This is a genomic window from Escherichia sp. SCLE84, assembly GCF_012584495.1.
In the GTDB taxonomy this organism is placed as follows: domain Bacteria; phylum Pseudomonadota; class Gammaproteobacteria; order Enterobacterales; family Enterobacteriaceae; genus ECMA0423.
In genome coordinates this window covers 4,135,880-4,160,847 of sequence record NZ_CP051430.1, presented here as the reverse complement: position 1 = coordinate 4,160,847, position 24,968 = coordinate 4,135,880, and the positions used below count along the sequence as shown (strand labels likewise).

Sequence of the window (24,968 nt, the reverse complement as noted above, 5' to 3'; positions counted from 1 at the left end):
CTTTCACAGAGGATTCTCACCGCTGGCAACAATACGCTGCTGGCGGACTCGCCTGAGTTCTCTTTCAGTAAGCAACTGCAGCGCCTGTGTCGGGCAAGATTCAACACAGGCTGGCCCCTCTTCCCGCTGTTCACAGAGATCGCATTTCACAATTTGTTGTCGGGTATCCCCCGGCAACGACTGAATGGTGATCATTCCAAACGGGCACGCACTGACGCAACTCTGACAGCCAATACAACGGGCAGAATTGGTCTGCACCACCTGCTCGCCCATCGTCAGCGCCCCCACGGGGCAAGCGCCAACACAAGGGGCGTTTTCACACTGATGGCACATCACCGGCGCACTGATGCTGTCCAGTCGCTGTACCTTCAGCCGGGGTAAAAAGACATCGGCATTCAACTCCTGTTCTGAAGGGTGAGCGACCACACAGGCTACTTCACAAGTACGGCAGCCAATACAGTCAGCCGGATTAACGATAATTAACGATTTCATCACGATGCCTTCGTATCAAACAGAGTTAACATATCGCGCGCCGCCTGCCTTCCTGCGGCCATTGCAGTGACAACCAGATCCGCGCCATGAACTGCATCACCACCAGCAAAGACTTTTTTCAGATGCGTCTGGGTAGGTAAATACCCGACGTCACCGGTTTGAATCAGGCCCCATTTATCGAGTTTAATTCCGCTGCCCTGCAACCACGGCATGGCATGCGCCTGGAAACCAAAGGCCATAATCAGAACATCGGCGGGCAATTCAAACTCTGAACCCGCTACCGGACGAGGACGACGGCGACCATCCGGCCCCGGCTCACCCATGGCGGTACGAATCAGGCCCACCGCAGTTAAACGCCCATCTTCGTCACAAGCGATATATTGCGGTTGAACATTGAACTGAAACTCGACACCTTCCTCGCGCGCATTAACCACCTCTTTGCGCGAGCCCGGCATACTGACTTCATCACGACGATACGCGCAGGTCACGCTGGCGGCATTGAGGCGGATGGAAGTCCGCAAACAATCCATTGTCGTATCGCCACCGCCCAATACCACGACTCGCTTACCTTCCACGTCCGTCAGCGGATACTCTTCAGACTCCGGCAATCCCATGAGCTGGCGGGTATGGGCAGTCAGGAACGGTAGAGCCTGAATGACACCGGGCGCATCTTCATGCGGCAGATCTGCTCGCATCATCCCGTAAGTCCCCACGCCGATGAAAACTGCATCATATTCAGAAGTTAAATCGCTAAAGGTAATATCGCGGCCAATTTCACAGTTAAGATGAAAGTCGATTCCCATTGCGGTGAATATCTCTCGCCGCTGGCTTAATACCGTTTTATCGAGTTTGAAAGGAGGAATGCCAAAAGTCAGCATACCGCCAATTTCTGGATGGCGATCAAAGACATCAACCTGAACTCCCGCGCGCGCCAGAATATCAGCACACCCTAACCCTGCTGGCCCAGCGCCAATCACCGCCACTTTTTCGCTACGGGGAACAACTTTGCTGACATCGGGACGCCAGCCCATCGCCAGCGCGGTATCGGTGATGTAGCGTTCCAGATTACCGATAGAGACTGCGCCCGAGTGATCTTTCAAAGTACATGCGCCTTCACAAAGACGGTCCTGTGGACATACCCTGCCGCAAATTTCTGGTAAGGAACTGGTCTGGTGGCAAAGTTCTGCCGCTTCAATAATCTTTCCTTCCTGTACCAGACGGATGTAATCCGGAATAGCGTTATGCAGCGGGCAATGCCAGTTGCAGTTAGCTTTTTCGGCACAATAAACACAGCGGTCACTCTCATAAGTCGCTTGCAGTGGATCCAGCCCGCAATATATTTCGCCAAAGTGGGTTTTCCGTTCACTCGCTGAAATTTTATCTGCGCCTTTACGCGAGTTAACGGGGAGCAACGCTGCACTGCGAGATGGCTGAGCATCTGATGACGCTTTTCCTGCTGCCGTTTTGCGCTGGCGAGCCACCTTTATCCACTGTAACCCTTTATCGTCCATCAGTCGTAACGCCTGTGTTGGGCAGACTTCAATACAGGCTTGCGTGCCGGAACTGCGCTGGTTACAAAGGTCGCATTTCTGCGCAATCGTATCGACCATCTCAACGACGCCAAAGGGGCAAGCGATTGCGCATCTTTTACAGCCAATACATTTTTGCTCGTCCAGTTGTACGCTATCGGACTGGAAAGTCAGAGCATTAACCGGACAAGCCGTAACGCAAGGGGCATTGTTGCAGTGATGGCAGGCCACCGGATTCGCAGCCTGGCCTTTCCCTACAACGTGGATACGCGGTCGAAAGTCACTGTGACTCAGCGGCCAGTTTTCTTGATTGTGTGCCACCGCACAGGCAATTTCACAAGCATGACAGCCTATACATTCCGCAGCTTCAGCAGCGATAAACTTATTCATTTGCATCCCTTTCATTTAATGAGTTATGTCTTCTCAAATTTCGCGATGCAATAAACGGGCATATATTAGGTAGCATGACCGTTTTAATTATAATTTTGCGACTGAGTTCAAATTATTGCCCCTCAATCTATGCCGCTTTCATTATTTCAACATTGCCGACCAAAAGAGCGCTATCCAGATAAAAACGATTAAATGCGAGAGTGCGACATGCCAGAATGATTAATGAAATATCAATATGAGAAAATTACAGATAATTTCATTGTCAGGTTCTCTTCTCATTTTCGTGGTTTAAGCACGATTATGTGATTGCCTCCGCAATTCCTGTCTCTAACTCCCCTTCCTCGCAAAAACTGGCACTCCACGAGCATGTGTTTAGACAGTTTCATTAACGTAAACGGTTGCTTTTTACTCTGGCGGGCGAAAGGAGAAACACTGATGAGCGCCATAGATTCCCAACTTCCCTCATCTTCTGGGCAAGACCGCCCAACTGATGAGGTTGACCGCATATTATCACCAGGAAAGCTGATCATACTCGGTCTGCAACACGTCCTTGTCATGTACGCAGGTGCAGTCGCTGTTCCTCTTATGATTGGTGACCGACTGGGCCTCTCAAAAGAAGCTATTGCGATGCTCATTAGCTCGGATCTCTTTTGCTGCGGGATCGTCACATTATTGCAATGTATCGGTATCGGCCGCTTTATGGGGATCCGCCTGCCGGTGATTATGTCGGTGACCTTTGCTGCTGTAACACCAATGATAGCCATTGGGATGAACCCGGATATCGGCCTGCTGGGGATATTTGGTGCCACTATCGCCGCGGGTTTTATCACCACATTATTAGCGCCACTTATTGGTCGCTTGATGCCTTTATTCCCGCCACTGGTTACCGGTGTGGTTATTACTTCTATTGGGCTTAGCATCATTCAGGTGGGTATTGACTGGGCCGCCGGAGGTAAAGGGAATCCGCAATATGGTAATCCCGTTTATTTAGGTATCTCCTTTGCCGTCTTAATTTTTATCTTGCTCATTACTCGCTATGCGAAAGGATTTATGTCCAACGTCGCCGTATTACTGGGGATTGTATTTGGCTTTTTACTTTCGTGGATGATGAATGAAGTCAATTTATCCGGGCTACATGATGCCTCGTGGTTTGCGATTGTCACCCCGATGTCGTTTGGTATGCCGATTTTCGATCCCGTTTCCATTCTGACCATGACTGCCGTGTTAATCATCGTGTTTATCGAGTCGATGGGGATGTTCCTGGCACTGGGTGAAATAGTCGGTCGTAAACTCTCTTCACACGATATTATTCGCGGGCTGCGTGTCGATGGCGTAGGGACAATGATAGGCGGCACGTTTAACAGCTTCCCCCACACGTCATTTTCTCAAAACGTTGGCCTGGTTAGCGTGACGCGCGTTCATAGCCGCTGGGTGTGTATTTCTTCGGGAATTATATTAATCCTGTTTGGCATGGTGCCAAAAATGGCGGTGCTGGTAGCCTCCATTCCGCAATTTGTGCTGGGCGGCGCTGGGCTGGTGATGTTCGGCATGGTACTGGCGACAGGGATTCGAATTCTGTCGCGCTGTAACTACACCACCAACCGTTACAACCTCTATATTGTGGCGATCAGTCTCGGCGTTGGCATGACTCCGACGCTCTCTCACGATTTCTTTTCTAAGTTACCGGCCGTACTGCAACCGTTGCTGCATAGCGGCATTATGCTCGCAACCCTTAGCGCCGTTGTGCTGAATGTCTTCTTTAATGGCTATCAGCATCATGCTGACCTGGTGAAGGAATCCGTCTCTGATAAAGATTTAAAAGTCAGGACAGTACGTATGTGGCTTCTGATGCGCAAGCTGAAGAAAAATGAGCATGGAGAATAATATGAATTTTTTAATGCGCGCTATATTCAGTCTGCTGTTGCTTTTTACTCTCTCTATTCCTGTCATTTCTGACTGTGTTGCAATGGCCATTGAAAGTCGCTTCAAATATATGATGCTACTTTTTTAAATGGTTTTTACCTGTCGGCATCCGCTCAAAACGGGCGGTTGTCGATAAACGCTCACTTGGTTAATCATTTCACTCTTCAATTATCTATAATGATGAGTGATCAGAATTACATGTGAGAAATTATGCAAACGGAACACGTCATTTTATTGAATGCACAGGGAGTTCCCACTGGTACGCTGGAAAAGTATGCCGCACACACGGCAGACACCCGCTTACATCTCGCGTTCTCCAGTTGGCTGTTTAATGCCAAAGGACAATTATTAGTTACCCGCCGCGCACTGAGCAAAAAAGCGTGGCCTGGCGTGTGGACTAACTCGGTTTGTGGGCACCCACAACTGGGAGAAAGCAACGAAGACGCGGTGATCCGCCGTTGCCGTTATGAGCTTGGCGTGGAAATTACGCCTCCTGAATCTATCTATCCTGACTTTCGCTATCGCGCCACCGATCCGAATGGCATTGTGGAAAATGAAGTGTGTCCGGTATTTGCCGCACGCACCACCAGTGCGTTACAGATCAACGATGATGAAGTGATGGATTATCAATGGTGTGATTTAGCAGATGTATTACACGGTATTGATGCCACACCGTGGGCGTTCAGTCCGTGGATGGTGATGCAGGCAGCCAATAGTGAAGCAAGAAAATTGTTGTCTGCTTTCGCGCAGCACAATTAAAAAACCCCGACATTTGCCGGGGTTGTGAGCATAACGTAATGCTTATTTTACCGGACGCATCGCCGGGAACAGAATAACGTCGCGGATGGTATGGCTGTTGGTGAACAGCATTACCATACGGTCGATGCCAATCCCCAGACCTGCTGTCGGCGGTAAGCCATGTTCCAGTGCGGTAACGTAATCTTCATCGTAGAACATCGCTTCGTCGTCACCTGCGTCTTTCGCGGCAACCTGATCCAGGAAGCGTTGCGCCTGATCTTCCGCGTCATTCAGCTCGCTAAAGCCGTTACCGATTTCACGACCACCGATGAAGAACTCAAAGCGGTCTGTGATTTCCGGGTTAATGTCGTTACGACGCGCCAGCGGAGAAACTTCTGCCGGATATTCAGTAATGAAGGTCGGCTGAATCAGATGTGCTTCTGCCACTTCTTCGAAGATCTCGGTAACGATACGGCCCAGACCCCAGCTCTTCTCAACGTGGATACCGATAGATTCAGCAATCGCTTTCGCAGAGTCGAAGTTATCCAGATCCGCCATGTCGGTTTCCGGGCGATATTTCTTGATCGCTTCACGCATGGTCAGTTTTTCGAACGGTTTACCGAAGTCCAGCGTCACGTCGCCGTAGGTCACTTCCGTCTTACCGAGAATATCCTGTGCCAGAGTACGGAACAGCGATTCGGTCAGCTCGATCAGATCTTTGTAATCTGCGTAAGCCATGTAGAGTTCCATCATGGTGAACTCTGGGTTATGACGTACGGAAATACCTTCGTTACGGAAGTTACGGTTGATTTCGAATACACGCTCGAAGCCACCGACCACCAGACGCTTGAGGTACAGTTCCGGCGCGATACGCAGGTACATGTCGAGATCCAGCGCGTTATGGTGGGTGATAAACGGACGCGCAGCGGCACCGCCTGGGATCACCTGCATCATCGGCGTTTCAACTTCCATAAAGCCGCGGTTCACCATGAACTGGCGAATACCAGAGAGGATCTGCGAGCGTACTTTAAAGGTGTTACGGGATTCATCGTTAGAGATGAGATCCAGATAACGCTGACGATAGCGCGCTTCCTGATCCTGCAAGCCGTGGAATTTATCCGGCAGCGGACGCAGTGCTTTGGTCAGCAGACGCAGCTCGGTACAGTGGATAGACAGTTCGCCGGTTTTGGTTTTGAACAGTTTACCTTTCGCGCCGAGGATGTCGCCGAGGTCCCATTTTTTGAACTGCTCGTTGTAAACGCCTTCCGGCAGATCGTCACGGGCAACGTACAGCTGAATGCGGCCACCCACATCCTGCAGGGTAACGAAAGACGCTTTACCCATAATACGGCGGGTCATCATGCGGCCAGCAACGGCGACTTCGATGTTCAGCGCTTCCAGTTCTTCGTTCTCTTTACCGTCGAATTCTGCGTGCAATTGGTCAGAGGTATGATCGCGACGGAAATCGTTCGGGAAGGCAATCCCCTGCTCGCGCAGGTTCGCCAGCTTCTCACGACGCGTTTTCAGTTCATTGTTAAGATCGACTACCGCGTCAGCGCCCTGTGCGTGTTGTTCAGACATGTTGGTTCCTCATAACCCTGCTTTCAAACTTGCTTCGATAAATTGATCCAGGCTGCCGTCCAGCACGGCCTGCGTGTTGCGGGTTTCTACCCCGGTACGCAGATCTTTAATGCGGGAGTCATCAAGGACATAAGAACGAATCTGGCTGCCCCAGCCGATGTCGGATTTGTTATCTTCCATCGCCTGTTTCTCGGCATTTTTCTTCTGCATCTCCAGTTCATAAAGCTTCGCTTTCATCTGCTTCATGGCCTGGTCTTTGTTCTTGTGCTGGGAACGGTCGTTCTGGCACTGGGTCACGATCCCGGTCGGGATGTGGGTAATACGCACCGCAGATTCGGTACGGTTAACGTGCTGACCGCCCGCGCCGGACGCGCGATAAACGTCAATGCGCAAATCCGCCGGGTTGATTTCGATATCAATATCATCATCAACTTCCGGGTAAACAAACGCAGAGCTGAACGACGTGTGGCGACGACCGCCGGAGTCAAACGGGCTCTTACGCACCAGGCGGTGAACGCCAGTTTCTGTACGCAGCCAGCCGTAAGCGTAATCGCCGGAGATTTTGATCGTCACGGATTTAATACCCGCCACTTCACCTTCCGACTCTTCGATGATTTCAGTTTTGAAACCACGCGATTCTGCCCAGCGCAGATACATACGCTCAAGCATGCTCGCCCAGTCCTGTGCTTCCGTACCGCCAGACCCCGCCTGAATATCGAGGTAGCAGTCGGCGCTGTCATATTCGCCAGAGAACATACGGCGGAACTCAAGCTGCGCCAGTTTTTCTTCCAGGGCGTCGAGTTCAGCAACGGCTTCGTTAAAGGTTTCTTCGTCGTCAGCTTCTACAGCCAGTTCCAGCAGACCAGAAACATCTTCCAGCCCCTGTTTCATTTGGTCGAGGGTGTCGACAACGGCTTCGAGGGAGGAACGCTCTTTACCCAGCGCCTGTGCGCGTTCGGGTTCGTTCCAGACATCCGGCTGTTCCAGCTCGGCGTTTACTTCTTCCAGACGCTCTTTCTTGGCGTCGTAGTCAAAGATACCCCCTAAGAACGTCGGAGCGTTCCGTGAGGTCCTGAATGCGATTATTTACCGGATTAATTTCAAACATGGTCTGATTTCTTTTATTGAGCTAGTCAAAATGCGGTGATAAGAGCGGGATTGTACCCAATCCACGCTCTTTTTTATAGAGAAGATGACGCTAAATTGGCCAGATATTGTCGATGATAATTTGCAGGCTGCGGTTGCCGCGAAACTCGTTGATATCGAGCTTGTAAGCCAGTTGCACTTCGCGCACGCCGTTATCCGGCCAGAGAGCGGTATCGACATTAAAAGCAATACCATCCAGCAGTGGACCGCCGCCGACCGGTTCGACCATCACCTTCAAATGACGTTCGCCCACCAGCCGCTGTTGCAGCAGACGGAAATGACCGTCAAACAGCGGCTCCGGGAACATCTGCCCCCACGGGCCAGCATCGCGCAGCAGCTGCGCCACTTCCATGGTCATTTCGGCCGGGCTTAACGGACCGTCTGACACCACTTCGCCTTGCAATAGCGAAGGGTCCAGCCACTCAGTAACCAGTTCGCCAAACCGTTGTTGAAAGAGTTCGAATTTATCCTCTTCCAGCGACAAACCCGCCGCCATCGCATGACCGCCAAACTTCAGCATCATGCCAGGGTAGAGTGTGTCTAATCGCTCCAGTGCATCACGCATATGCAGCCCCTGAATGGAGCGACCTGAACCTTTCAGCGTACCATCACCTGCTGGCGCAAAGGCGATAACCGGACGGTGAAAACGCTCTTTGATGCGCGAAGCCAGAATACCGACAACGCCCTGATGCCATTCGGGGTGATACATTGCCAGCCCGCCGGGTAGCGTGTCGCGACTTCGCTCCAGTTTCTCGCACAGGGTCAGGGCTTCAACTTGCATTCCTTGTTCGATCTCTTTTCGCGTCTGGTTTAGCGCATCGAGTTCATTTGCCAGCACGCGCGCTTCGCCGATGTTGTCGCACAGCAAGAGCGCCACACCGACGGACATATCGTCCAGTCGTCCGGCAGCATTGAGACGTGGCCCCAGCGCAAAACCTAAATCGCTGGCGGCGAGTTTTTGTGCATCACGGTTTGCCACTTCCAGCAGCGCTTTAATCCCTGGACGGCACTTTCCGGCACGGATGCGACTCATCCCCTGCCAGGTCAGAATGCGATTATTAGCGTCCAGCGGCACGACGTCCGCCACTGTTCCCAGCGCGACCAGATCCAGCAGTTCTGCCAGGTTAGGAATTGCGATGCCACGCTCATCAAACCAGCCCTGATCGCGCAAAAAGGTGCGCAGCGCCAGCATCAGATAAAACGCCACACCCACGCCTGCCAGTGATTTCGACGGGAAATTACAGTCGCGCAAGTTAGGGTTAATGATCGCTTCCGCTGCGGGTAATGTTTCGCCCGGCAAATGGTGATCGGTAACAATAACCGGAATGCCCAACGAGCGAGCGTGTACAACCCCCGCATGGGAGGAAATACCGTTATCCACCGTGACAATTAACTGCGCGCCACGGGCATGGGCCTGATCGACCACTTCCGGGCTTAAGCCGTAACCGTCTTCGAAACGGTTTGGTACCAGGTAGTCGATATTGCTGCAACCAAGCGAGCGCATCGCCAGCACGCTTAGAGCCGTGCTGGTCGCGCCGTCGGCGTCGAAATCACCGACCACAATAATCCGCGTTCCTTCGCGAAAAGCGTTGTAAAGGATCTCAACGGCCTTTTCGACACCGCTCAGTTGCTGCCAGGGCAACATACCTTTAACACTGCGTTCCAGTTCTTGCGCACTGCGCACGCCCCGGCTGGCGTATAAACGGCGCAGCAAGGGAGGCAATTCAGCGGGCAAGTCTGCCGTTTCATCGACTTCACGGCGACGAAGTTGTATCTGTTGTTTCACGCGAATTATTTACCGCTGGTCATTTTTTGGTGTTCGTCGAGGAATTCTTTCATCTCTTTCGGCAGCTGGTAACCCGGAACAAGTGTGCCATTGCTCAGCACAACTGCCGGAGTACCGCTAACGCCAAGCTGGACGCCAAGTGCGTAATGGTCGGCAATATCCACGTCGCAGCTGGCTGGTGCGGCGCTTTTACCTGCCATCACATCATCAAACGCTTTGTTTTTATCTTTCGCACACCAGATAGCTTTCATTTCTTTCTCTGCATCGCTGTCCAGCCCCTGGCGCGGGAAAGCAAGATAACGCACGGTGATCCCCAGCGCGTTATAGTCTGCCATTTGCTCATGCAGTTTGTGGCAGTAACCACAGGTAATATCAGTAAACACGGTGATGACGTGTTTTTCCTGCGGCGCTTTATAAACGATCATCTCTTTTTCAAGCGCATTCAACTGCTTTAACAGCATCTTATTGGTGACATTGACCGGAGCCGTGCCGCTAACGTCATACATTGGCCCCTGAATGATATGTTTACCATCATCGGTGATGTACAACACGCCGCTGTTAGTCAGAACTGTCTTCATGCCAGCTACGGGCGCGGGCTGAATATCGCTGCTTTTGATGCCCATTTTGGCTAACGTTTGTTGAATTGCCGCGTCATCAGCCTGAGCAAAACCTGAAAACGCCGCTAACAAAGTAAACAACATAAAACCTTTCTTCATAAATCTTCCCGTTCTTTTCAGACATCACGCCCGCGGGTGATGCTGTTGATGAAGTTGCCGCAGACGCTCGGTAGCGACATGCGTATAAATTTGCGTGGTGGAGAGGTCGCTGTGGCCCAGTAGCATCTGCACCACGCGTAAATCCGCACCATGATTTAATAAATGGGTGGCAAAAGCGTGACGCAATACATGCGGTGACAGCTTTTCGCTGTCGATACCCGCCAGCACAGCATAATGTTTAATGCGGTGCCAGAAGGTCTGTCGCGTCATCTGCTGCGCACGCTGGCTGGGAAACAACACGTCAATTGACACACCATTCAGCAGCCACGGACGCCCATGTTCCAGATAGGTTTCCAGCCAGTAAACCGCCTCTTCACCTAACGGTACCAGGCGCTCTTTGTTGCCTTTACCAATGACCCGCACTACGCCCTGACGCAGGCTGATATCACTCATTGTCAGTCCGACCAGTTCAGAGACACGCAGCCCGGTAGCATACAACACTTCAAGCATGGCTTTATCGCGTAGCTCCAGTGGCTGATCAATTAATGGTGCCTGTAATAAACGTTCGACCTGCGCTTCGCTTAAATCTTTTGGCAAACGCTGGGGCAATTTCGGTGAAGCGAGATGCGCACTGGGATCGTCTTCACGAAACTTTTCGCGATAAAGATACTGGAACAATCGGCGCACTGCACTCAGCAAACGCGCTGAGCTGGTGGCTTTATACCCGCCCTCCAGCCGTTCTGCCAGTAATGCCTGCAAATCGTCACTTTGCGCCGTCGCCAGCGTCAACCCGCGGTGATGCAACCACTCCACCATCATTGACAGATCGCGACGGTAAGCGTTCAACGTATTTTCAGCCAGATTTTTTTCCAGCCACAGAGCATCAAGAAACTGCTCGATGCGTGCCAGATCCTGTTTCACTTGCGCCCCTTATGGTCACTCATTTGATCCATTATGCCTTATTGTGCCGTGACTAAAGCGATTCTGATACACTAGCTGCAAAAGCCACAGCAGAATCGAGAAGCTTACGTTATGAATATGGGTCTTTTTTACGGTTCCAGCACCTGTTACACCGAAATGGCGGCAGAAAAAATCCGCGATATTATCGGCCCAGAACTGGTGACCTTACATAACCTCAAGGACGACTCCCCGAAATTAATGGAGCAGTACGATGTGCTCATTCTGGGTATCCCGACCTGGGATTTTGGTGAAATCCAGGAAGACTGGGAAGCCGTCTGGGATCAGCTCGACGACCTGAACCTTGAAGGTAAAATTGTTGCGCTGTATGGGCTTGGCGATCAACTGGGATACGGCGAGTGGTTCCTCGATGCGCTCGGTATGCTGCATGACAAACTCTCGACCAAAGGCGTGAAGTTCGTCGGCTACTGGCCAACGGAAGGATATGAATTTACCAGCCCGAAACCGGTGATTGCTGACGGGCAACTGTTCGTGGGTCTGGCGCTGGATGAAACTAACCAGTATGACCTTAGCGACGAGCGTATTCAGAGCTGGTGCGAGCAAATCCTCAACGAAATGGCAGAGCATTACGCCTGATCTCACTGACGGCTTAGCGCATATGCTTTGCCGTCATCTTTATCTTTGCGTCTCTTGTTGCAACAAAATCCGCCGTAAATCCCGCCATTCGGCTTCGTCCATGCTGTCGGCTGCCAGCCATAAATGTTGCCGTTTACCGCCATCAGAACGTAAACGCAGCATCATGCCGCTCTTAATCATCCACGGTGCTTTGACGATGCACCACTCCTGCCCTTGCCAACGCAAACGCCCGTCCATCAACAAGCGAATTTCCCCCTGGCGAGCATTAATACGCCGCTGGCTGCGAACGCAATCAAACACCACCAGCGAAAGTAACACCATCCATAACGGGGTGTAACTGAGTGGCCAGGGCATGAGTAAAATAACAGCGGCAACCAGCCCATGAATCAGCAAGGAAAGCCACTGTGCGCGCCAGGAGACGCGCAAATCAGATTGCCACAGGACCACGTTCCCGGTTCCGTGTCTGGATGAGTCGGACCATCATTTCCAGTTCTGCATCGGCCGGTTTACCGTGATTCATCAGCCAGTTAAACAGGTCCGGATCGTCACATTCCAGCAGACGAATAAAGATGCGTTTTTCGTCATCGCTTAAGCTGTCGTACTCATGTTCGAAAAACGGCATGATTGAAATATCGAGTTCGCGCATACCACGGCGGCATGCCCAATGAATGCGGGCTTTGTTGTTAATGTCCATCTTCTTCCTGTCTCACGAAAATCCAGTACCCGGCTATTGTAACGTGTTTTTCGCCTTCTTTTACGGGAATATCAGTAAACACCATCGCGATCGCGAAATTAATTCACAACAATTCAATGGCTTCATTTTTTTGGAAGTCGCCTCGCAGAAGGCACAGATCGCGTAGTGAAAGCACTTGCATTGCCTCATAGCTCTTTTACCATTAGTCATTAATACGCCGTTAAGCAACTCAGGACTCTATTATGGCTTTTACACCTTTTCCTCCCCGTCAGCCTACGGCTTCTGCCCGTTTACCGCTGACGCTGATGACGCTTGATGACTGGGCGCTTGCCACCATTACTGGCGCGGACAGCGAAAAATATATGCAGGGTCAGGTGACAGCAGATGTCAGCCAGATGGCAGAAGATCAGCACCTGCTCGCCGCCCATTGCGACGCCAAAGGTAAAATGTGGAGCAATTTACGTCTGTTCCGCGACGGCGATGGCTTTGCATGGATTGAACGGCGCAGCGTGCGTGAACCGCAGCTGACTGAACTGAAAAAATATGCGGTATTCTCTAAAGTGACCATCGCGCCAGACGACGAGCGTGTGCTGCTTGGTGTTGCCGGTTTTCAGGCGCGCGCCGCGCTGGCAAATCTCTTTAGTGAACTGCCTTCGAAAGAAAAACAGGTAGTTAAAGAAGGCGCGACCACTTTGCTATGGTTTGAACACCCGGCAGAACGTTTCCTGATCGTAACCGATGAAGCTACTGCTAATATGCTGACCGATAAACTGCGCGGTGAAGCGGAACTGAACAATAGCCAACAGTGGCTGGCATTAAACATTGAAGCGGGTTTCCCGGTGATTGATGCCGCCAACAGCGGGCAGTTTATCCCACAGGCGACCAACCTCCAGGCGCTGGGCGGCATCAGCTTTAAAAAAGGCTGCTATACCGGACAAGAGATGGTGGCGCGAGCAAAATTCCGTGGTGCCAATAAACGTGCGCTCTGGTTGCTGGCAGGTAGCGCCAGCCGACTGCCGGAAGCTGGTGAAGACTTAGAGCTGAAAATGGGCGAGAACTGGCGTCGTACCGGTACGGTGCTGGCTGCGGTAAAACTGGAAGATGGTCAGGTCGTGGTACAGGTCGTCATGAATAACGATATGGAACCGGATAGCATCTTCCGCGTACGCGACGATGCGAATACACTGCATATCGAGCCGCTGCCGTATTCGCTCGAAGAGTAAATCTCTTTATCGCATCAGGCATTTATCGCCTGATGCGACGCTGGCGCGTCTTATCAGGCCTTGTATTATCCCTCCAGTGCAGAGAAAATCGGCCAGTTTTCTCTGCCTGCAGTCCGCATGCCGTATCGGGCCTTGGGTTCTAACCTGTTGCGTAGATTTATGCAGCGGACTGCCTTTCTCCCAAAGTGATAAACCGGACAGTATCATGGACCGGTTTTCCCGGTAATCCGTATTTGCAAGGTTGGTTTCACTATGGAACATGAACTTCATTATATCGGTATCGACACCGCTAAAGAGAAACTGGATGTCGATGTGTTGCGTCCTGATGGTCGTCATCGCACCAAAAAATTCGCTAACACCACTAAAGGGCACGATGAGCTGGTGAGCTGGCTGAAAGGTCACAAGATTGACCATGCGCATATCTGCATCGAAGCGACCGGCACCTATATGGAACCTGTCGCTGAGTGCCTTTACGATGCTGGCTACATAGTGTCAGTCATTAATCCTGCGCTGGGTAAAGCTTTCGCTCAGAGTGAAGGACTGCGTAACAAGACTGATACCGTGGATGCGCGCATGCTGGCAGAGTTCTGTCGTCAGAAGCGCCCTGCAGCCTGGGAAGCGCCTCACCCGCTTGAACGCGCGTTGCGTGCCCTGGTAGTCCGCCACCAGGCGCTGACAGATATGCACACGCAGGAACTGAATCGCACTGAAACGGCGCGGGAAGTCCAGAGACCGAGCATTGATGCTCACCTTCTGTGGCTTGAAGCAGAGCTGAAGCGTCTTGAGAAGCAGATAAAAGACCTGACAGACGATGATCCGGATATGAAACACCGCAGGAAACTGCTGGAAAGCATCCCGGGTATCGGAGAGAAAACATCTGCGGTATTGCTGGCTTATATCGGTCTGAAGGACCGCTTCGCCCATGCCAGACAGTTCGCCGCTTTTGCGGGTCTGACACCACGGCGTTATGAATCAGGTAGCAGTGTGAGAGGGGCGAGCCGGATGAGTAAGGCCGGACATGTGTCGCTTCGCAGGGCGTTGTATATGCCCGCAATGGTAGCCACCAGTAAGACTGAGTGGGGACGGGCGTTCCGCGACCGTCTGGCGGCTAATGGCAAGAAAGGAAAGGTGATTCTCGGCGCGATGATGCGCAAGCTGGCACAGGTGGCGTATGGAGTGCTGAAGTCAGGCGTGCCGTTCGATGCGTCACGGCATAATCCGGTAGCGGCGTAAAAATCGCGGAAGGGATGAAAAAAACAGCGCCTGACGGCGCTGTGTCTGGCATGCCTGCAATCCGGGAAACCGGACCAGGAAAAAACTTGCAGGCCATAACAGTATCTACAAAGGCATACCCATTACGCCTGCCCAATATACAAATAGATCGCCAGAAAGTGGCACACACTACCGCCGAGCACGAAGCCGTGCCAGATGGCATGGTTGTATGGAATGCGTTTGCAGACGTAGAAAATCACCCCGAGCGAATAAACCACGCCGCCTACCGCCAGTAAGGTAACGCTGCCCGCCGCGAGCTTAACTGCCATTTCATAAATTACCACCAGCGACAGCCAGCCCATCGCCAGATAGGTCACCAGAGATAAAATTTTGAATCGGTGCGCGATGGTCAGTTTAAACAGAATCCCCAGCAATGCCAGGCTCCAGATAACAATCATCAACCCGCGCGCTAACGGAGAATCCAGCCCCACCAGCAAAAACGGCGTGTAGGTTCCGGCAATCAACAGGTAAATAGCGCAATGGTCAAATTTCTTCAGCCACATTTTTGCCCGTTGATGAGGAATGGCGTGATAGAGCGTCGAAGCGAGGAACAGCAGGATCATACTGCCGCCATAGAGGCTGTAGCTGGTTATCGCTGTGGCGCTGGCATTGAGATCCACCGCCTGAACCAGTAGCAACACCAGCCCAACGATACCAAACACCAACCCAATGCCGTGACTGACGCTGTTGGCAATTTCCTCTGCCAGCGAATATCCCTGCTTAATGAGGGGCTTCTGAACCATAACTTACTCCGGAGAAACGTACACGCACATGTATACCTCTCCAGCGTAACTGAGAATAGTTCCAGTGAACACCTGTTAGCTAAAATAAATTCTGATTTGAGACTAATCTCCTAAAAATCATGAAATTAAATGAGAAATTTCAACTAACAGGCGTGAGTTCAATTTAAAGACATTTAAATTCAATCACATAAAACTGTGTCTGACCGGGATAGATGTCGGCAATGACCTTTTTCAGTTCAGTCAGGGTCATATTTTCCTGCTCTGCATGTTTTTCAGTCAGCGTATCCAGCCTTACGGTTGAGGTTGCGGTGACTTCAATCGTGCAAAAATAACCGTCATCTTCAAAACGCCCGACACGAAGCACATCACCCGTTTTGAAGTGCGATTCAGACTCGTCGCGGATGGTGATGGTTTTACGCCCAGCCAGAATGTCATCCTGGAAACGTTGAAAAAAAGTGATGTCGTTTGGCTGCATGGTACTATTTCCTGTAAGAATTGACTCATCTGGAGCCTATGATAGTGAAAAAACTCACCTTACCGAAAGATTTCTTATGGGGCGGCGCAGTTGCCGCTCATCAGGTCGAAGGCAGCTGGAACAAAGGCGGCAAAGGGCCGAGCATTTGTGACGTTCTGACCGGTGGCGCACACGGCGTGCCGCGCGAAATCACCAAAGAAGTCTTGCCAGGCAAATACTATCCAAACCATGAAGCCGTTGATTTTTATGGTCACTACAAGGAAGACATCAAGCTATTTGCCGAAATGGGCTTCAAATGTTTTCGGACTTCCATCGCCTGGACGCGTATTTTTCCAAAAGGTGATGAAGCTCAGCCAAACGAAGAAGGGCTGAAGTTCTACGATGATATGTTCGATGAACTGCTGAAATACAACATCGAACCGGTGATCACCCTCTCCCACTTTGAAATGCCGCTGCATCTGGTGCAGCAATACGGTAGCTGGACCAACCGTAAAGTGGTTGATTTCTTTGTCCGTTTCGCGGAAGTGGTGTTTGAACGCTATAAGCATAAAGTCAAATACTGGATGACCTTCAACGAAATTAACAACCAGCGTAACTGGCGTGCACCGCTGTTCGGTTACTGCTGCTCCGGCGTGGTTTATACCGAGCATGACAACCCGGAAGAGACGATGTACCAGGTGCTGCATCACCAGTTTGTCGCCAGCGCCCTGGCGGTGAAAGCTGCGCGTCGCATTAACCCGGAGATGAAAGTCGGCTGTATGCTGGCGATGGTGCCGCTCTATCCCTACTGCTGTAACCCGGACGATGTGATGTTCGCTCAGGAGTCGATGCGCGAACGCTACGTCTTTACCGATGTGCAGCTACGCGGCTATTACCCGTCCTATGTGTTGAACGAGTGGGAGCGTCGCGGATTTAACATCAAAATGGAAGACGGCGATCTCGATGTACTGCGTGAAGGCACCTGCGATTATCTTGGTTTCAGCTATTACATGACCAACGCAGTGAAGGCCGAAGGCGGCACCGGCGATGCGATCTCTGGTTTCGAAGGCAGCGTACCGAACCCGTATGTTAAAGCGTCTGACTGGGGCTGGCAGATTGATCCAGTAGGTCTGCGCTATGCCCTTTGCGAACTGTATGAGCGTTATCAGAGGCCGCTGTTTATTGTCGAAAACGGTTTTGGCGCTTACGACAAAGTGGAAGAAGATGGCAGCATCAACGACGACTACCGCATTGACTACCTGCGCGCCCATATCGAAGAGATGAAAAAAGCGGTGACTTACGATGGCGTGGATCTGATGGGCTACACACCGTGGGGCTGCATCGACTGCGTATCGTTCACCACCGGGCAGTACAGCAAACGCTACGGCTTTATCTATGTGAATAAACATGACGACGGTGCTGGCGATATGTCGCGTTCACGTAAGAAGAGCTTTAACTGGTACCAAGAGGTGATTGCCAGCAACGGCGAGAAGCTTTAAGTCGATGAAGTACCGGATGCAATACTTGTTGCATCCGGTCAGACAACTTCCCTGTTTTATTTCCCGCCCGCCAAATCGATAAAACTTCCCGTGACGTAAGAGGCTTTATCACTTAGTAGCCAGACAATGGCCTGCGCGACCTCTTCTGCCTGTCCACCACGCTGCATGGGGATGTTCGACTTAACGCGATCGACGCGTCCAGGCTCGCCGCCGCTGGCGTGCATTTCGGTATAAATAAACCCTGGCCGCACGCAGTTAACGCGGATCCCCTGCGCGGCGACTTCCAGCGATAGTCCGGTGGTTAACGTATCAATCGCCCCTTTCGATGCCGCGTAATCAACATATTCCCCTGGCGAACCCAACCGTGAGGCCACCGAAGAGACATTGACGATAGCGCCGCCACTGCCACCATTTTTAAGCGCCATGCGTTTTACCGCCTCGCGGCAGCAGAGAAAATATCCCGTCACGTTGGTGGAAAGTACTCGGTTGATTCGCTCTGCGGTAAGGTTTTCAACGGTGCACTGGGTAAACAAGATCCCGGCGTTATTGACCAGCGCTGCTAGCGGTTCATCGTGCTGATCGATTGCTGTAAACATCGCAACGACCTGGTTTTCGTCGCTGATATCCGCCTGGAGCACGAATGCTTTGCCACCGGCTTGCGTTATTAAGTTCATCACTTCCTGCGCCGCGTGGAGGTTTTGCTGATAATTAACCGCCACCGTATACCCTTCTTGCGCCAACAGTAATGCAGTTGCCCGCCCGATGCCGCGACTGCCACCGGTCACAAGTGCTATAACCATTTGTTTTTCCGAGAAAAATTCATTCGTTGACGTATCTTTGAGATTGCTAACAAACTGGCTCAATCTTCAATGTTGGCACGCTTTTCCCCCTCGCCCTTTCAGGGAGAGGGCCGGGGTGAGGGTAAATATTCGCGCCAGTGCCGGCCTGTTCCCCTCACCCTCTCCCCAAAGGGGCGAGGGGACTGTCTGAGCACTTTTGTACTTTGTCATCTGACTAAAAAGGCGCCGAAGCGCCTTTAGAAAATAGTCGAATCAGTGAATTACTGGTATTCGCTAATCGGTACGCAGGAGCAGAACAGGTTACGGTCGCCGTAAACATCATCCAGACGTTTCACCGTCGGCCAGTATTTGTCTGCCACACCTGCCGGGAATACTGCAACCTCACGGCTGTACGGATGCGCCCACTCGGCGACCAGTTCGTTCTGAATGTGCGGCGCGTTCACCAGCGGGTTATCTTCCAGCGGCCAGACACCGGCTTTAACCTGGTCGATTTCTGCGCGGATAGCCAGCATCGCGTCGATAAAGCGATCCAGTTCCACTTTGCTTTCAGATTCAGTCGGTTCAACCATCAGCGTACCCGCCACCGGGAACGACATGGTCGGCGCGTGGAAACCGTAGTCGATCAGGCGCTTGGCAATATCCAGCTCGCTGATGCCGGTTTCTTCTTTCAGCGGGCGAATATCGAGAATACATTCGTGCGCCACGCGACCGTCGCGACCGGTATACAGCACCGGGAAGGCATCCTGCAGGCGGCTGGCAATATAGTTGGCGTTGAGGATTGCCACCTGGCTTGCTTTTTTCAGCCCTTCTGCGCCCATCATGCGGATGTACATCCAGCTGATTGGCAGGATAGAGGCGCTACCAAACGGTGCCGCAGAAACTGCGCCCTGACGGGTTAACATGCCTTCGATTTGCACCACGCTATGACCCGGTACAAACGGTGCCAGATGCGCTTTCACACCGATCGGTCCCATACCCGGACCACCACCGCCGTGCGGAATGCAGAAAGTTTTATGCAGGTTGAGGTGCGAAACGTCCGCGCCAATAAAGCCCGGCGAGGTGATGCCAACCTGGGCGTTCATGTTCGCGCCATCAAGGTAAACCTGACCGCCGAACTGATGCACGACTTCACACACTTCACGGATCGTTTCTTCATACACGCCGTGGGTAGAAGGATAAGTCACCATGATACAGGAGAGGTTATCGCCCGCCTGTTCCGCTTTCGCGCGCAGATCAGTCAGATCGATGTTGCCGTTTTTATCACACGCCACAACCACCACCTGCATTCCTGCCATATGTGCAGAAGCGGGGTTAGTTCCGTGCGCAGAAGCCGGGATCAGGCAGATATCGCGATGCCCTTCGTTGCGGCTTTCATGATAATGACGAATCGCCAGCAGGCCCGCGTATTCGCCCTGTGCGCCGGAGTTCGGCTGCATACAAACGGCGTCGTAACCGGTCAGTTTCACCAGCCAGTCAGCCAGCTGCGCAATCATCTGCTGATAACCTTCAGCCTGTTCCGGCGGACAAAACGGGTGCAGTTCGGCAAATTCCGGCCAGGTGATTGGGATCATCTCGGCGGCGGCGTTCAGTTTCATGGTGCAGGAACCCAGCGGGATCATCGCCTGATTCAGCGCCAGATCTTTACGCTCCAGCGAGTGCATATAGCGCATCATTTCGGTTTCGCTGTGGTAGCGATTAAACACCGGATGGGTGAGGATTTCGTCGTCGCGCAGCATCGCAGGCTGGATAGAGCGGCTGTCGTGAGCCACGTCTTTGTCCAGCGTGTCGATGTCCAGGCCGTGGTTATCGCCCAGCAGCACGTTGAAAAGCTGCATTACGTTTTCACGCGTGGTTGTTTCATCAAGGGTGATCCCAACCGCGTTCAGAATATCGCTACGCAGGTTGATTTCAGCCGCTTCGGCACGCGTCAGTACGCCCGCTTTGTCGGCCACTTCCACACACAAGGTGTCGAAATAGTGCGCATGGCGCAGTTTCAGACCTTTTTGTTGCAGGCCCGCCGCCAGGATATCGGTCAGACGGTGAATGCGGTTAGCGATACGTTTCAGGCCAATCGGGCCGTGATAAACGGCATACAGGCTGGCGATGTTTGCCAGCAGCACCTGGGAAGTACAAATGTTGGAGTTCGCTTTCTCACGGCGAATATGTTGCTCGCGAGTCTGCATCGCCATGCGCAGCGCGGTATTGCCAGCTGCATCTTTCGATACACCGATAATACGGCCCGGCATTGAGCGTTTGTATTCATCTTTCGCCGCAAAGAAGGCCGCGTGTGGGCCACCGTAGCCCATCGGCACGCCGAAGCGTTGCGCCGAACCAAAAACAATATCCGCGCCCTGTTTACCCGGCGCAGTTAACAGCACCAGCGCCATAATATCGGCGGCGACACTGACCACAATTTTGCGTGATTTCAGTTCGCTAATAAGCGCGGTGTAGTCGTGGATTTCACCGGTTGTGCCAACCTGCTGTAACAGCACGCCGAAGACGTCCTGATGGTCGAGCACTTTTTGCGCGTCATCGACAATCACTTCAAAACCAAAGGTTTCGGCACGAGTACGGACCACATCCAGCGTTTGCGGATGCACATCGGAAGCCACGAAGAAGCGGTTGGCATTTTTCAGTTTGCTGACGCGTTTCGCCATCGCCATTGCTTCGGCGGCAGCGGTGGCCTCGTCCAGAAGAGAAGCAGAGGCCATATCCAGTCCAGTCAAATCCAGCGTTACCTGCTGGAAGTTGAGCAGTGCTTCAAGGCGGCCCTGGGAGACTTCAGGTTGATACGGAGTGTACGCGGTATACCAGCCCGGATTTTCCAGCATGTTACGCAGGATAACCGGCGGTAGCTGCACGGCGGTGTAACCCATGCCGATGTAAGACGTGAAGCGTTTATTGCGACTGGCAATAGCCTTGAGTTCTGCCAGTGCGGCGTATTCGGTCGCCGGTGCGCCAACCTGCGGCGGGGTCGCAAGCTGAATATCTTTCGGCACAATCTGGCCGGTCAGCGCGTTTAACGATTGTGCACCAACGGCATTCAGCATTTCTTGCTGTTGCGCGGCGTCCGGTCCGATATGGCGTTCAATAAAAGCGCCGCTGTTTTCAAGCTGGCTTAACGTCTGTGTCATGAGCGATGGTTCCTGAAACGTGCAGTGAATTGTGAACCTCTCTCCTTACGAAGAGAGTGAGGGTGAGGCATAAATTTTCCTCACCCTGATCCTCTCCCGCAGAAGAGGAATAAAGCCGTTACTCGTCTTCTAACAATGCTTCGTATGCGGTCGCATCCAGCAGTGATTCCAGTTCGCTTTCATCGCTGGCTTTGATTTTAAAGATCCAGCCACCTGCATACGGTTCGCTGTTCACCAGTTCCGGGGAATCGCTCAGTGCGTCATTTACCGCCACGATTTCACCGCTTACTGGCGCATAAATGTCTGACGCCGCTTTTACTGATTCGGCAACCGCGCAGTCATCGCCCGCGCTAACCGTTGCGCCCACTTCCGGCAGGTCAACAAACACCATATCGCCTAACAGCTCCTGGGCATGTTCGGTTATACCAACGGTGTAAGTGCCGTCGGCTTCTTTACGCAGCCATTCGTGTTCTTTGCTGTATTTCAGTTCTGCTGGTACGTTGCTCATCAATCAATCTCCAAAAAAGTAAATCACGCGACGGCTTTACCGTTACGCACAAAAACAGGTTTCGTCACTTTAACCGGCATTTCACGGTTGCGAATTTGCACAATCGCCGTTTCGCCAATACCTTCCGGCACGCGTGCCAGCGCAATGCTGTAACCCAGCGTCGGGGAGAAAGTCCCGCTGGTGATAATGCCTTCATGCTGGTTGCCCTGCGCATCGGTAAAACGTACCGGCAGTTCATTACGCAGCACGCCTTTTTCGGTCATCACCAGACCAACCAGTTTTTCTGTACCATGCTCACGCTGCACTTCCAGGGCTTCACGACCGATAAAGTCACGATCTGCCGGTTCCCAGGCGATAGTCCAGCCCATGTTGGCGGCTAAAGGAGAAATAGTTTCGTCCATCTCCTGACCATAAAGATTCATGCCCGCTTCCAGACGCAGCGTGTCACGCGCGCCCAAGCCACATGGCTTAACACCCGCTTCCACCAGCGCACGCCAGAAATCGGCCGCTTTTTCATTGGGCAGCGCAATTTCATAGCCCGCTTCACCGGTATAACCAGTGGTGGCAATAAACAGATCGCCCGCCTGCACGCCAAAGAACGGTTTCATCCCTTCCACCGCCTGACGCTGGGCGTCATTAAACAGTGTGGCAGCTTTTGCCTGCGCATTCGGCCCTTGCACGGCAATCATGGAAAGGTCATCACGAACGGTAATTTCGATGCCGAAAGGTTCAGCGTGTTGGGTAATCCAGGAGAGGTCTTTTTCGCGGGTGGCGGAGTTAACAACGAGGCGGAAGAAATCTTCAGTAAAGTAGTAGACGATGAGGTCATCTATCACACCGCCAGAGGCATTCAACATCCCCGAGTAAAGGGCTTTGCCGCTTTTGGTGAGCTTCGCCACATCGTTCGCCAGCAGATAACGCAGAAACTCCCGGGTGCGGCTGCCGCGGAGATCGACGATGGTCATATGTGACACATCAAACATTCCGGCATCGGTACGTACCGCATGATGTTCGTCGATTTGCGAACCGTAATGCAGCGGCATCATCCAGCCGTGGAAATCCACCATGCGAGCGCCGCAAAGCGTGTGTTGTTCGTACAAAGGAGTCTGTTGTGCCATCTTGTCCTCATTGAATAAGCGGGGCTGACAACTTTTCATGGTGAAATTATCACCACGAAACCCAGCATCGGAGCCACTCCCGGTCCCCAACGCAATCGTTCTCTTTTGCCTGAACTTACCACCGAAACAGACTGTTAACCATAAGGTAAAATTGATCATCACATTAGCTTATGGTTAAAAAACGCCAAAATCGCGACAGAATAAAAAACCAAAAAACACACCAGTTTCTATATAAAGATGATGCCATTAGAAAGCTAATTTGAATAAGGCAATATTAAGAGCTAAAAAAATGTCAAAAAACACTAAATCAAAAAATAATGACATTAGAAAATATAATGCGAAAACGGAGGTGAAATTAGTTTATTTCAAATGAGGAAAATCTCCCGGCGAAAAAACCGGGAGATGAAAGTGTGATGGGTATCAAATAAACAGCAGAAGAGAAATTTTTAACGCAGCCATTCAGGCAAATCGTTTAATCCCATTGCCTGGCGGATAAGTTGTGGTTTAACGCCAGGAAGCGTGTCGGCCAGTTTCAAACCAATATCACGCAGCAGTTTTTTCGCCGGATTGGTACCGGAAAACAGATCGCGGAATCCCTGCATACCAGCCAGCATCAGCGCCGCACTGTGCTTGCGGCTACGCTCATACCGGCGCAGGTAAATGTACTGCCCGATGTCTTTCCCCTGACGATGCAACCGTTTCAGTTCAGCAATCAGCTCTGCAGCATCCATAAAGCCGAGATTTACTCCCTGCCCCGCCAGCGGGTGAATGGTATGCGCGGCGTCGCCCACCAGCACCAGACGGTGCGCGGCAAACTGGCGCGCATAACGCCCCGTCAGTGGGAACACCTGACGCGCGCTCTCAACCTTGCATAAGCCCAGGCGATTATCAAAAGCGATATTTAACGCGCGATTAAATTCATCTTCACTTGCCTGCTGCATCCGCTGCGCTTCCTCTGGCGACAGTGACCAGACAATTGAGCAAAGATGCGGATCGCTAAGCGGTAAAAAGGCCAGAATGCCTTCGCCATGGAAAACCTGCCGTGCCACCGCATCATGCGGTTCTTCCGTGCGAATGGTCGCTACCAGCGCGTGATGCTGATAATCCCAGAAAGTCAGCGGAATATCTGCTTTGTTGCGCAACCAGGAATTAGCACCGTCCGCGCCAATCACCAGACGCGCCGTTAACATGCTGCCATCTTTCAGCGTCAGGAAAGTTTCATTTTCTCCCCAGGCGACCTGCTGTAATTCTGCGGGGGCCAACAGAGTGATATCTGACGACTGCTGCGCTTTGTTCCACAACGCGTAGTGAATCACTGAGTTTTCAACGATATGCCCAAGATGGCTATATCCCATGCTTTGATCGTCAAACGAAATGTGACCAAAACTGTCTTTGTCCCACACTTCCATACCGTGATAACAACTGGCCCTACGAGAGAGAATGTCCTGCCAGACGCCAAGACGGGTGAGTAATTTTTCGCTGGCGGCATTGATAGCCGAAACGCGCAGTTGTGGTGGTGCATCCGCCGCCAGAGGTTCCGGTACGCGCTGCTCCAGTACGGCAACGCGTAAGCCGCTCCCCTGTAAGCCGCAGGCAACCGCCAGCCCCACCATGCCGCCACCAACAATGGCTACATCAACACTTTGCATTGTTTATTCCTTAAAACCG

25 protein-coding genes are annotated in these 24,968 nt (G+C 52.1%); 8 read left to right on the top strand and 17 right to left on the bottom strand.

All coding sequences use genetic code 11. The features are described 5' to 3' along the window. Nucleotides 1–3 precede the first annotated feature (3 nt). The gene (locus tag HGD79_RS20195) at nucleotides 4–492 is read right to left on the bottom strand and encodes a 4Fe-4S dicluster domain-containing protein (RefSeq protein WP_000838428.1); all 489 of its coding nucleotides are present in this window, start codon (nucleotides 490–492) and stop codon (nucleotides 4–6) included. Then, the gene (gene ygfT, locus HGD79_RS20190; RefSeq protein ID WP_001345944.1) at nucleotides 492–2,411 is read right to left on the bottom strand and encodes a formate-dependent uric acid utilization protein YgfT; all 1,920 of its coding nucleotides are present in this window, start codon (nucleotides 2,409–2,411) and stop codon (nucleotides 492–494) included. The genes HGD79_RS20195 and ygfT overlap by 1 nt, the downstream gene beginning before the upstream one ends. 435 nt (nucleotides 2,412–2,846) lie before the next feature. Here ygfT and uacT point away from each other — a divergent pair, with 435 nt between their 5' ends. After that, complete coding sequence (gene uacT, locus HGD79_RS20185; RefSeq protein ID WP_001295374.1) at nucleotides 2,847–4,295, top strand: urate/proton symporter UacT; 1,449 nt, start codon at nucleotides 2,847–2,849, stop codon at nucleotides 4,293–4,295. 1 nt (nucleotide 4,296) lies between these two features. Beyond that, nucleotides 4,297–4,422 carry a protein YqfG gene (yqfG, locus tag HGD79_RS20180; protein WP_001010156.1) on the top strand — a complete coding sequence of 42 codons (126 nt, stop codon included), beginning with the start codon at nucleotides 4,297–4,299 and terminating at the stop codon, nucleotides 4,420–4,422. Here the strand turns inward: yqfG and HGD79_RS20175 are convergent. After that, entirely contained in the window at nucleotides 4,419–4,490 is a 72-nt protein-coding gene (locus HGD79_RS20175; protein WP_120795390.1) for a protein YqfH, read from the bottom strand. The two genes, yqfG and HGD79_RS20175, sit on opposite strands and share 4 nt — an antisense overlap. Before the next feature lie 54 nt (nucleotides 4,491–4,544). Between HGD79_RS20175 and idi the strand changes: the two genes are divergently transcribed. Next, entirely contained in the window at nucleotides 4,545–5,093 is a 549-nt protein-coding gene (gene idi / locus HGD79_RS20170; protein WP_001192814.1) for an isopentenyl-diphosphate Delta-isomerase, read from the top strand. Nucleotides 5,094–5,135: 42 nt separating this feature from the next. On the opposite strand, the gene lysS is transcribed toward idi, so the two are convergent. From lysS to xerD, 5 genes are all read right to left on the bottom strand, one after another. Continuing rightward, on the bottom strand, nucleotides 5,136–6,653 hold the full coding sequence (lysS, locus tag HGD79_RS20165; protein WP_000003068.1) for a lysine--tRNA ligase: 1,518 nt from the start codon (nucleotides 6,651–6,653) through the stop codon (nucleotides 5,136–5,138). A gap of 9 nt (nucleotides 6,654–6,662) precedes the next feature. Then, a protein-coding gene (gene prfB, locus HGD79_RS20160; protein WP_001701073.1) for a peptide chain release factor 2 occupies nucleotides 6,663–7,761 on the bottom strand; the annotation gives its coding sequence in 2 pieces (ribosomal slippage) (nucleotides 6,663–7,685 and nucleotides 7,687–7,761; 1,098 coding nt in all). A 90-nt stretch (nucleotides 7,762–7,851) separates the two neighbouring features. Next, complete coding sequence (gene recJ / locus HGD79_RS20155) at nucleotides 7,852–9,585, bottom strand: single-stranded-DNA-specific exonuclease RecJ (protein ID WP_000813223.1); 1,734 nt, start codon at nucleotides 9,583–9,585, stop codon at nucleotides 7,852–7,854. A 5-nt stretch (nucleotides 9,586–9,590) separates the two neighbouring features. Then, complete coding sequence (gene dsbC / locus HGD79_RS20150; RefSeq protein WP_168848483.1) at nucleotides 9,591–10,301, bottom strand: bifunctional protein-disulfide isomerase/oxidoreductase DsbC; 711 nt, start codon at nucleotides 10,299–10,301, stop codon at nucleotides 9,591–9,593. Nucleotides 10,302–10,325: 24 nt separating this feature from the next. Further along, on the bottom strand, nucleotides 10,326–11,222 hold the full coding sequence (gene xerD, locus HGD79_RS20145) for a site-specific tyrosine recombinase XerD (protein ID WP_000806638.1): 897 nt from the start codon (nucleotides 11,220–11,222) through the stop codon (nucleotides 10,326–10,328). Nucleotides 11,223–11,333: 111 nt separating this feature from the next. Here xerD and fldB point away from each other — a divergent pair, with 111 nt between their 5' ends. Beyond that, nucleotides 11,334–11,855: a flavodoxin FldB gene (gene fldB, locus HGD79_RS20140; protein ID WP_001055874.1), complete on the top strand. Its 522-nt coding sequence runs from the start codon at nucleotides 11,334–11,336 to the stop codon at nucleotides 11,853–11,855. 39 nt (nucleotides 11,856–11,894) lie between these two features. Here fldB and HGD79_RS20135 read toward each other — a convergent pair whose 3' ends face one another. Both HGD79_RS20135 and sdhE read right to left on the bottom strand, forming a co-directional pair. After that, nucleotides 11,895–12,302 carry a protein YgfX gene (locus HGD79_RS20135; protein WP_000244772.1) on the bottom strand — a complete coding sequence of 136 codons (408 nt, stop codon included), beginning with the start codon at nucleotides 12,300–12,302 and terminating at the stop codon, nucleotides 11,895–11,897. Beyond that, a complete protein-coding gene (sdhE, locus tag HGD79_RS20130) occupies nucleotides 12,283–12,549 on the bottom strand; it encodes an FAD assembly factor SdhE (protein ID WP_000354046.1) in 267 nt (88 codons plus the stop codon). The genes HGD79_RS20135 and sdhE overlap by 20 nt, the downstream gene beginning before the upstream one ends. A gap of 242 nt (nucleotides 12,550–12,791) precedes the next feature. Here sdhE and ygfZ point away from each other — a divergent pair, with 242 nt between their 5' ends. Continuing rightward, complete coding sequence (gene ygfZ / locus HGD79_RS20125; protein ID WP_000886062.1) at nucleotides 12,792–13,772, top strand: tRNA-modifying protein YgfZ; 981 nt, start codon at nucleotides 12,792–12,794, stop codon at nucleotides 13,770–13,772. A 252-nt stretch (nucleotides 13,773–14,024) separates the two neighbouring features. After that, a complete protein-coding gene (locus tag HGD79_RS20120; RefSeq protein ID WP_000399648.1) occupies nucleotides 14,025–15,005 on the top strand; it encodes an IS110-like element IS621 family transposase in 981 nt (326 codons plus the stop codon). A gap of 122 nt (nucleotides 15,006–15,127) precedes the next feature. Here HGD79_RS20120 and HGD79_RS20115 read toward each other — a convergent pair whose 3' ends face one another. Both HGD79_RS20115 and yqfB read right to left on the bottom strand, forming a co-directional pair. After that, nucleotides 15,128–15,787 (bottom strand): hemolysin III family protein, encoded by a 660-nt coding sequence (locus tag HGD79_RS20115; protein ID WP_000250274.1) that lies wholly within the window; start codon nucleotides 15,785–15,787, stop codon nucleotides 15,128–15,130. Between the two features lie 163 nt (nucleotides 15,788–15,950). Then, nucleotides 15,951–16,262, bottom strand: a complete 312-nt coding sequence (gene yqfB, locus HGD79_RS20110) for a N(4)-acetylcytidine aminohydrolase (RefSeq protein WP_001182947.1) — start codon at nucleotides 16,260–16,262, stop codon at nucleotides 15,951–15,953. Nucleotides 16,263–16,306: 44 nt separating this feature from the next. Here yqfB and bglA point away from each other — a divergent pair, with 44 nt between their 5' ends. Continuing rightward, nucleotides 16,307–17,740, top strand: a complete 1,434-nt coding sequence (gene bglA / locus HGD79_RS20105; protein ID WP_001342496.1) for a 6-phospho-beta-glucosidase BglA — start codon at nucleotides 16,307–16,309, stop codon at nucleotides 17,738–17,740. A 56-nt stretch (nucleotides 17,741–17,796) separates the two neighbouring features. On the opposite strand, the gene HGD79_RS20100 is transcribed toward bglA, so the two are convergent. From HGD79_RS20100 to gcvT, 4 genes are all read right to left on the bottom strand, one after another. Next, nucleotides 17,797–18,540: an SDR family oxidoreductase gene (locus HGD79_RS20100; RefSeq protein ID WP_001436959.1), complete on the bottom strand. Its 744-nt coding sequence runs from the start codon at nucleotides 18,538–18,540 to the stop codon at nucleotides 17,797–17,799. Between the two features lie 260 nt (nucleotides 18,541–18,800). Next, nucleotides 18,801–21,674, bottom strand: coding sequence for an aminomethyl-transferring glycine dehydrogenase (gene gcvP / locus HGD79_RS20095; RefSeq protein WP_000195023.1), 2,874 nt, complete (start codon nucleotides 21,672–21,674; stop codon nucleotides 18,801–18,803). Between the two features lie 118 nt (nucleotides 21,675–21,792). Beyond that, nucleotides 21,793–22,182 carry a glycine cleavage system protein GcvH gene (gene gcvH / locus HGD79_RS20090; protein ID WP_001295377.1) on the bottom strand — a complete coding sequence of 130 codons (390 nt, stop codon included), beginning with the start codon at nucleotides 22,180–22,182 and terminating at the stop codon, nucleotides 21,793–21,795. A 23-nt stretch (nucleotides 22,183–22,205) separates the two neighbouring features. Beyond that, nucleotides 22,206–23,300, bottom strand: a complete 1,095-nt coding sequence (gcvT, locus tag HGD79_RS20085) for a glycine cleavage system aminomethyltransferase GcvT (protein ID WP_000068701.1) — start codon at nucleotides 23,298–23,300, stop codon at nucleotides 22,206–22,208. A gap of 289 nt (nucleotides 23,301–23,589) precedes the next feature. Between gcvT and HGD79_RS20080 the strand changes: the two genes are divergently transcribed. Continuing rightward, the gene (locus tag HGD79_RS20080) at nucleotides 23,590–23,673 is read left to right on the top strand and encodes a hypothetical protein (protein ID WP_122056850.1); all 84 of its coding nucleotides are present in this window, start codon (nucleotides 23,590–23,592) and stop codon (nucleotides 23,671–23,673) included. 73 nt (nucleotides 23,674–23,746) lie between these two features. Here HGD79_RS20080 and ubiI read toward each other — a convergent pair whose 3' ends face one another. Next, complete coding sequence (ubiI, locus tag HGD79_RS20075; RefSeq protein WP_001192185.1) at nucleotides 23,747–24,949, bottom strand: FAD-dependent 2-octaprenylphenol hydroxylase; 1,203 nt, start codon at nucleotides 24,947–24,949, stop codon at nucleotides 23,747–23,749. Nucleotides 24,950–24,968: the final 19 nt, after the last annotated feature.

Excerpts from the sequence above, each read along its gene's own strand:
- HGD79_RS20195 (WP_000838428.1), bottom strand. The coding sequence starts at position 492 with ATGAAATCGTTAATTATCGTTAATCCGGCTGACTGTATTGGCTGCCGT.
- ygfT (WP_001345944.1), bottom strand. The coding sequence starts at position 2,411 with ATGAATAAGTTTATCGCTGCTGAAGCTGCGGAATGTATAGGCTGTCAT.
- uacT (WP_001295374.1), top strand. The coding sequence starts at position 2,847 with ATGAGCGCCATAGATTCCCAACTTCCCTCATCTTCTGGGCAAGACCGC.
- yqfG (WP_001010156.1), top strand. The coding sequence starts at position 4,297 with ATGAATTTTTTAATGCGCGCTATATTCAGTCTGCTGTTGCTTTTTACT.
- idi (WP_001192814.1), top strand. The coding sequence starts at position 4,545 with ATGCAAACGGAACACGTCATTTTATTGAATGCACAGGGAGTTCCCACT.
- lysS (WP_000003068.1), bottom strand. The coding sequence starts at position 6,653 with ATGTCTGAACAACACGCACAGGGCGCTGACGCGGTAGTCGATCTTAAC.
- dsbC (WP_168848483.1), bottom strand. The coding sequence starts at position 10,301 with ATGAAGAAAGGTTTTATGTTGTTTACTTTGTTAGCGGCGTTTTCAGGT.
- fldB (WP_001055874.1), top strand. The coding sequence starts at position 11,334 with ATGAATATGGGTCTTTTTTACGGTTCCAGCACCTGTTACACCGAAATG.
- sdhE (WP_000354046.1), bottom strand. The coding sequence starts at position 12,549 with ATGGACATTAACAACAAAGCCCGCATTCATTGGGCATGCCGCCGTGGT.
- ygfZ (WP_000886062.1), top strand. The coding sequence starts at position 12,792 with ATGGCTTTTACACCTTTTCCTCCCCGTCAGCCTACGGCTTCTGCCCGT.
- HGD79_RS20120 (WP_000399648.1), top strand. The coding sequence starts at position 14,025 with ATGGAACATGAACTTCATTATATCGGTATCGACACCGCTAAAGAGAAA.
- HGD79_RS20115 (WP_000250274.1), bottom strand. The coding sequence starts at position 15,787 with ATGGTTCAGAAGCCCCTCATTAAGCAGGGATATTCGCTGGCAGAGGAA.
- yqfB (WP_001182947.1), bottom strand. The coding sequence starts at position 16,262 with ATGCAGCCAAACGACATCACTTTTTTTCAACGTTTCCAGGATGACATT.
- HGD79_RS20100 (WP_001436959.1), bottom strand. The coding sequence starts at position 18,540 with ATGGTTATAGCACTTGTGACCGGTGGCAGTCGCGGCATCGGGCGGGCA.
- gcvP (WP_000195023.1), bottom strand. The coding sequence starts at position 21,674 with ATGACACAGACGTTAAGCCAGCTTGAAAACAGCGGCGCTTTTATTGAA.
- gcvH (WP_001295377.1), bottom strand. The coding sequence starts at position 22,182 with ATGAGCAACGTACCAGCAGAACTGAAATACAGCAAAGAACACGAATGG.
- gcvT (WP_000068701.1), bottom strand. The coding sequence starts at position 23,300 with ATGGCACAACAGACTCCTTTGTACGAACAACACACGCTTTGCGGCGCT.
- HGD79_RS20080 (WP_122056850.1), top strand. The coding sequence starts at position 23,590 with ATGTCAAAAAACACTAAATCAAAAAATAATGACATTAGAAAATATAAT.
- ubiI (WP_001192185.1), bottom strand. The coding sequence starts at position 24,949 with ATGCAAAGTGTTGATGTAGCCATTGTTGGTGGCGGCATGGTGGGGCTG.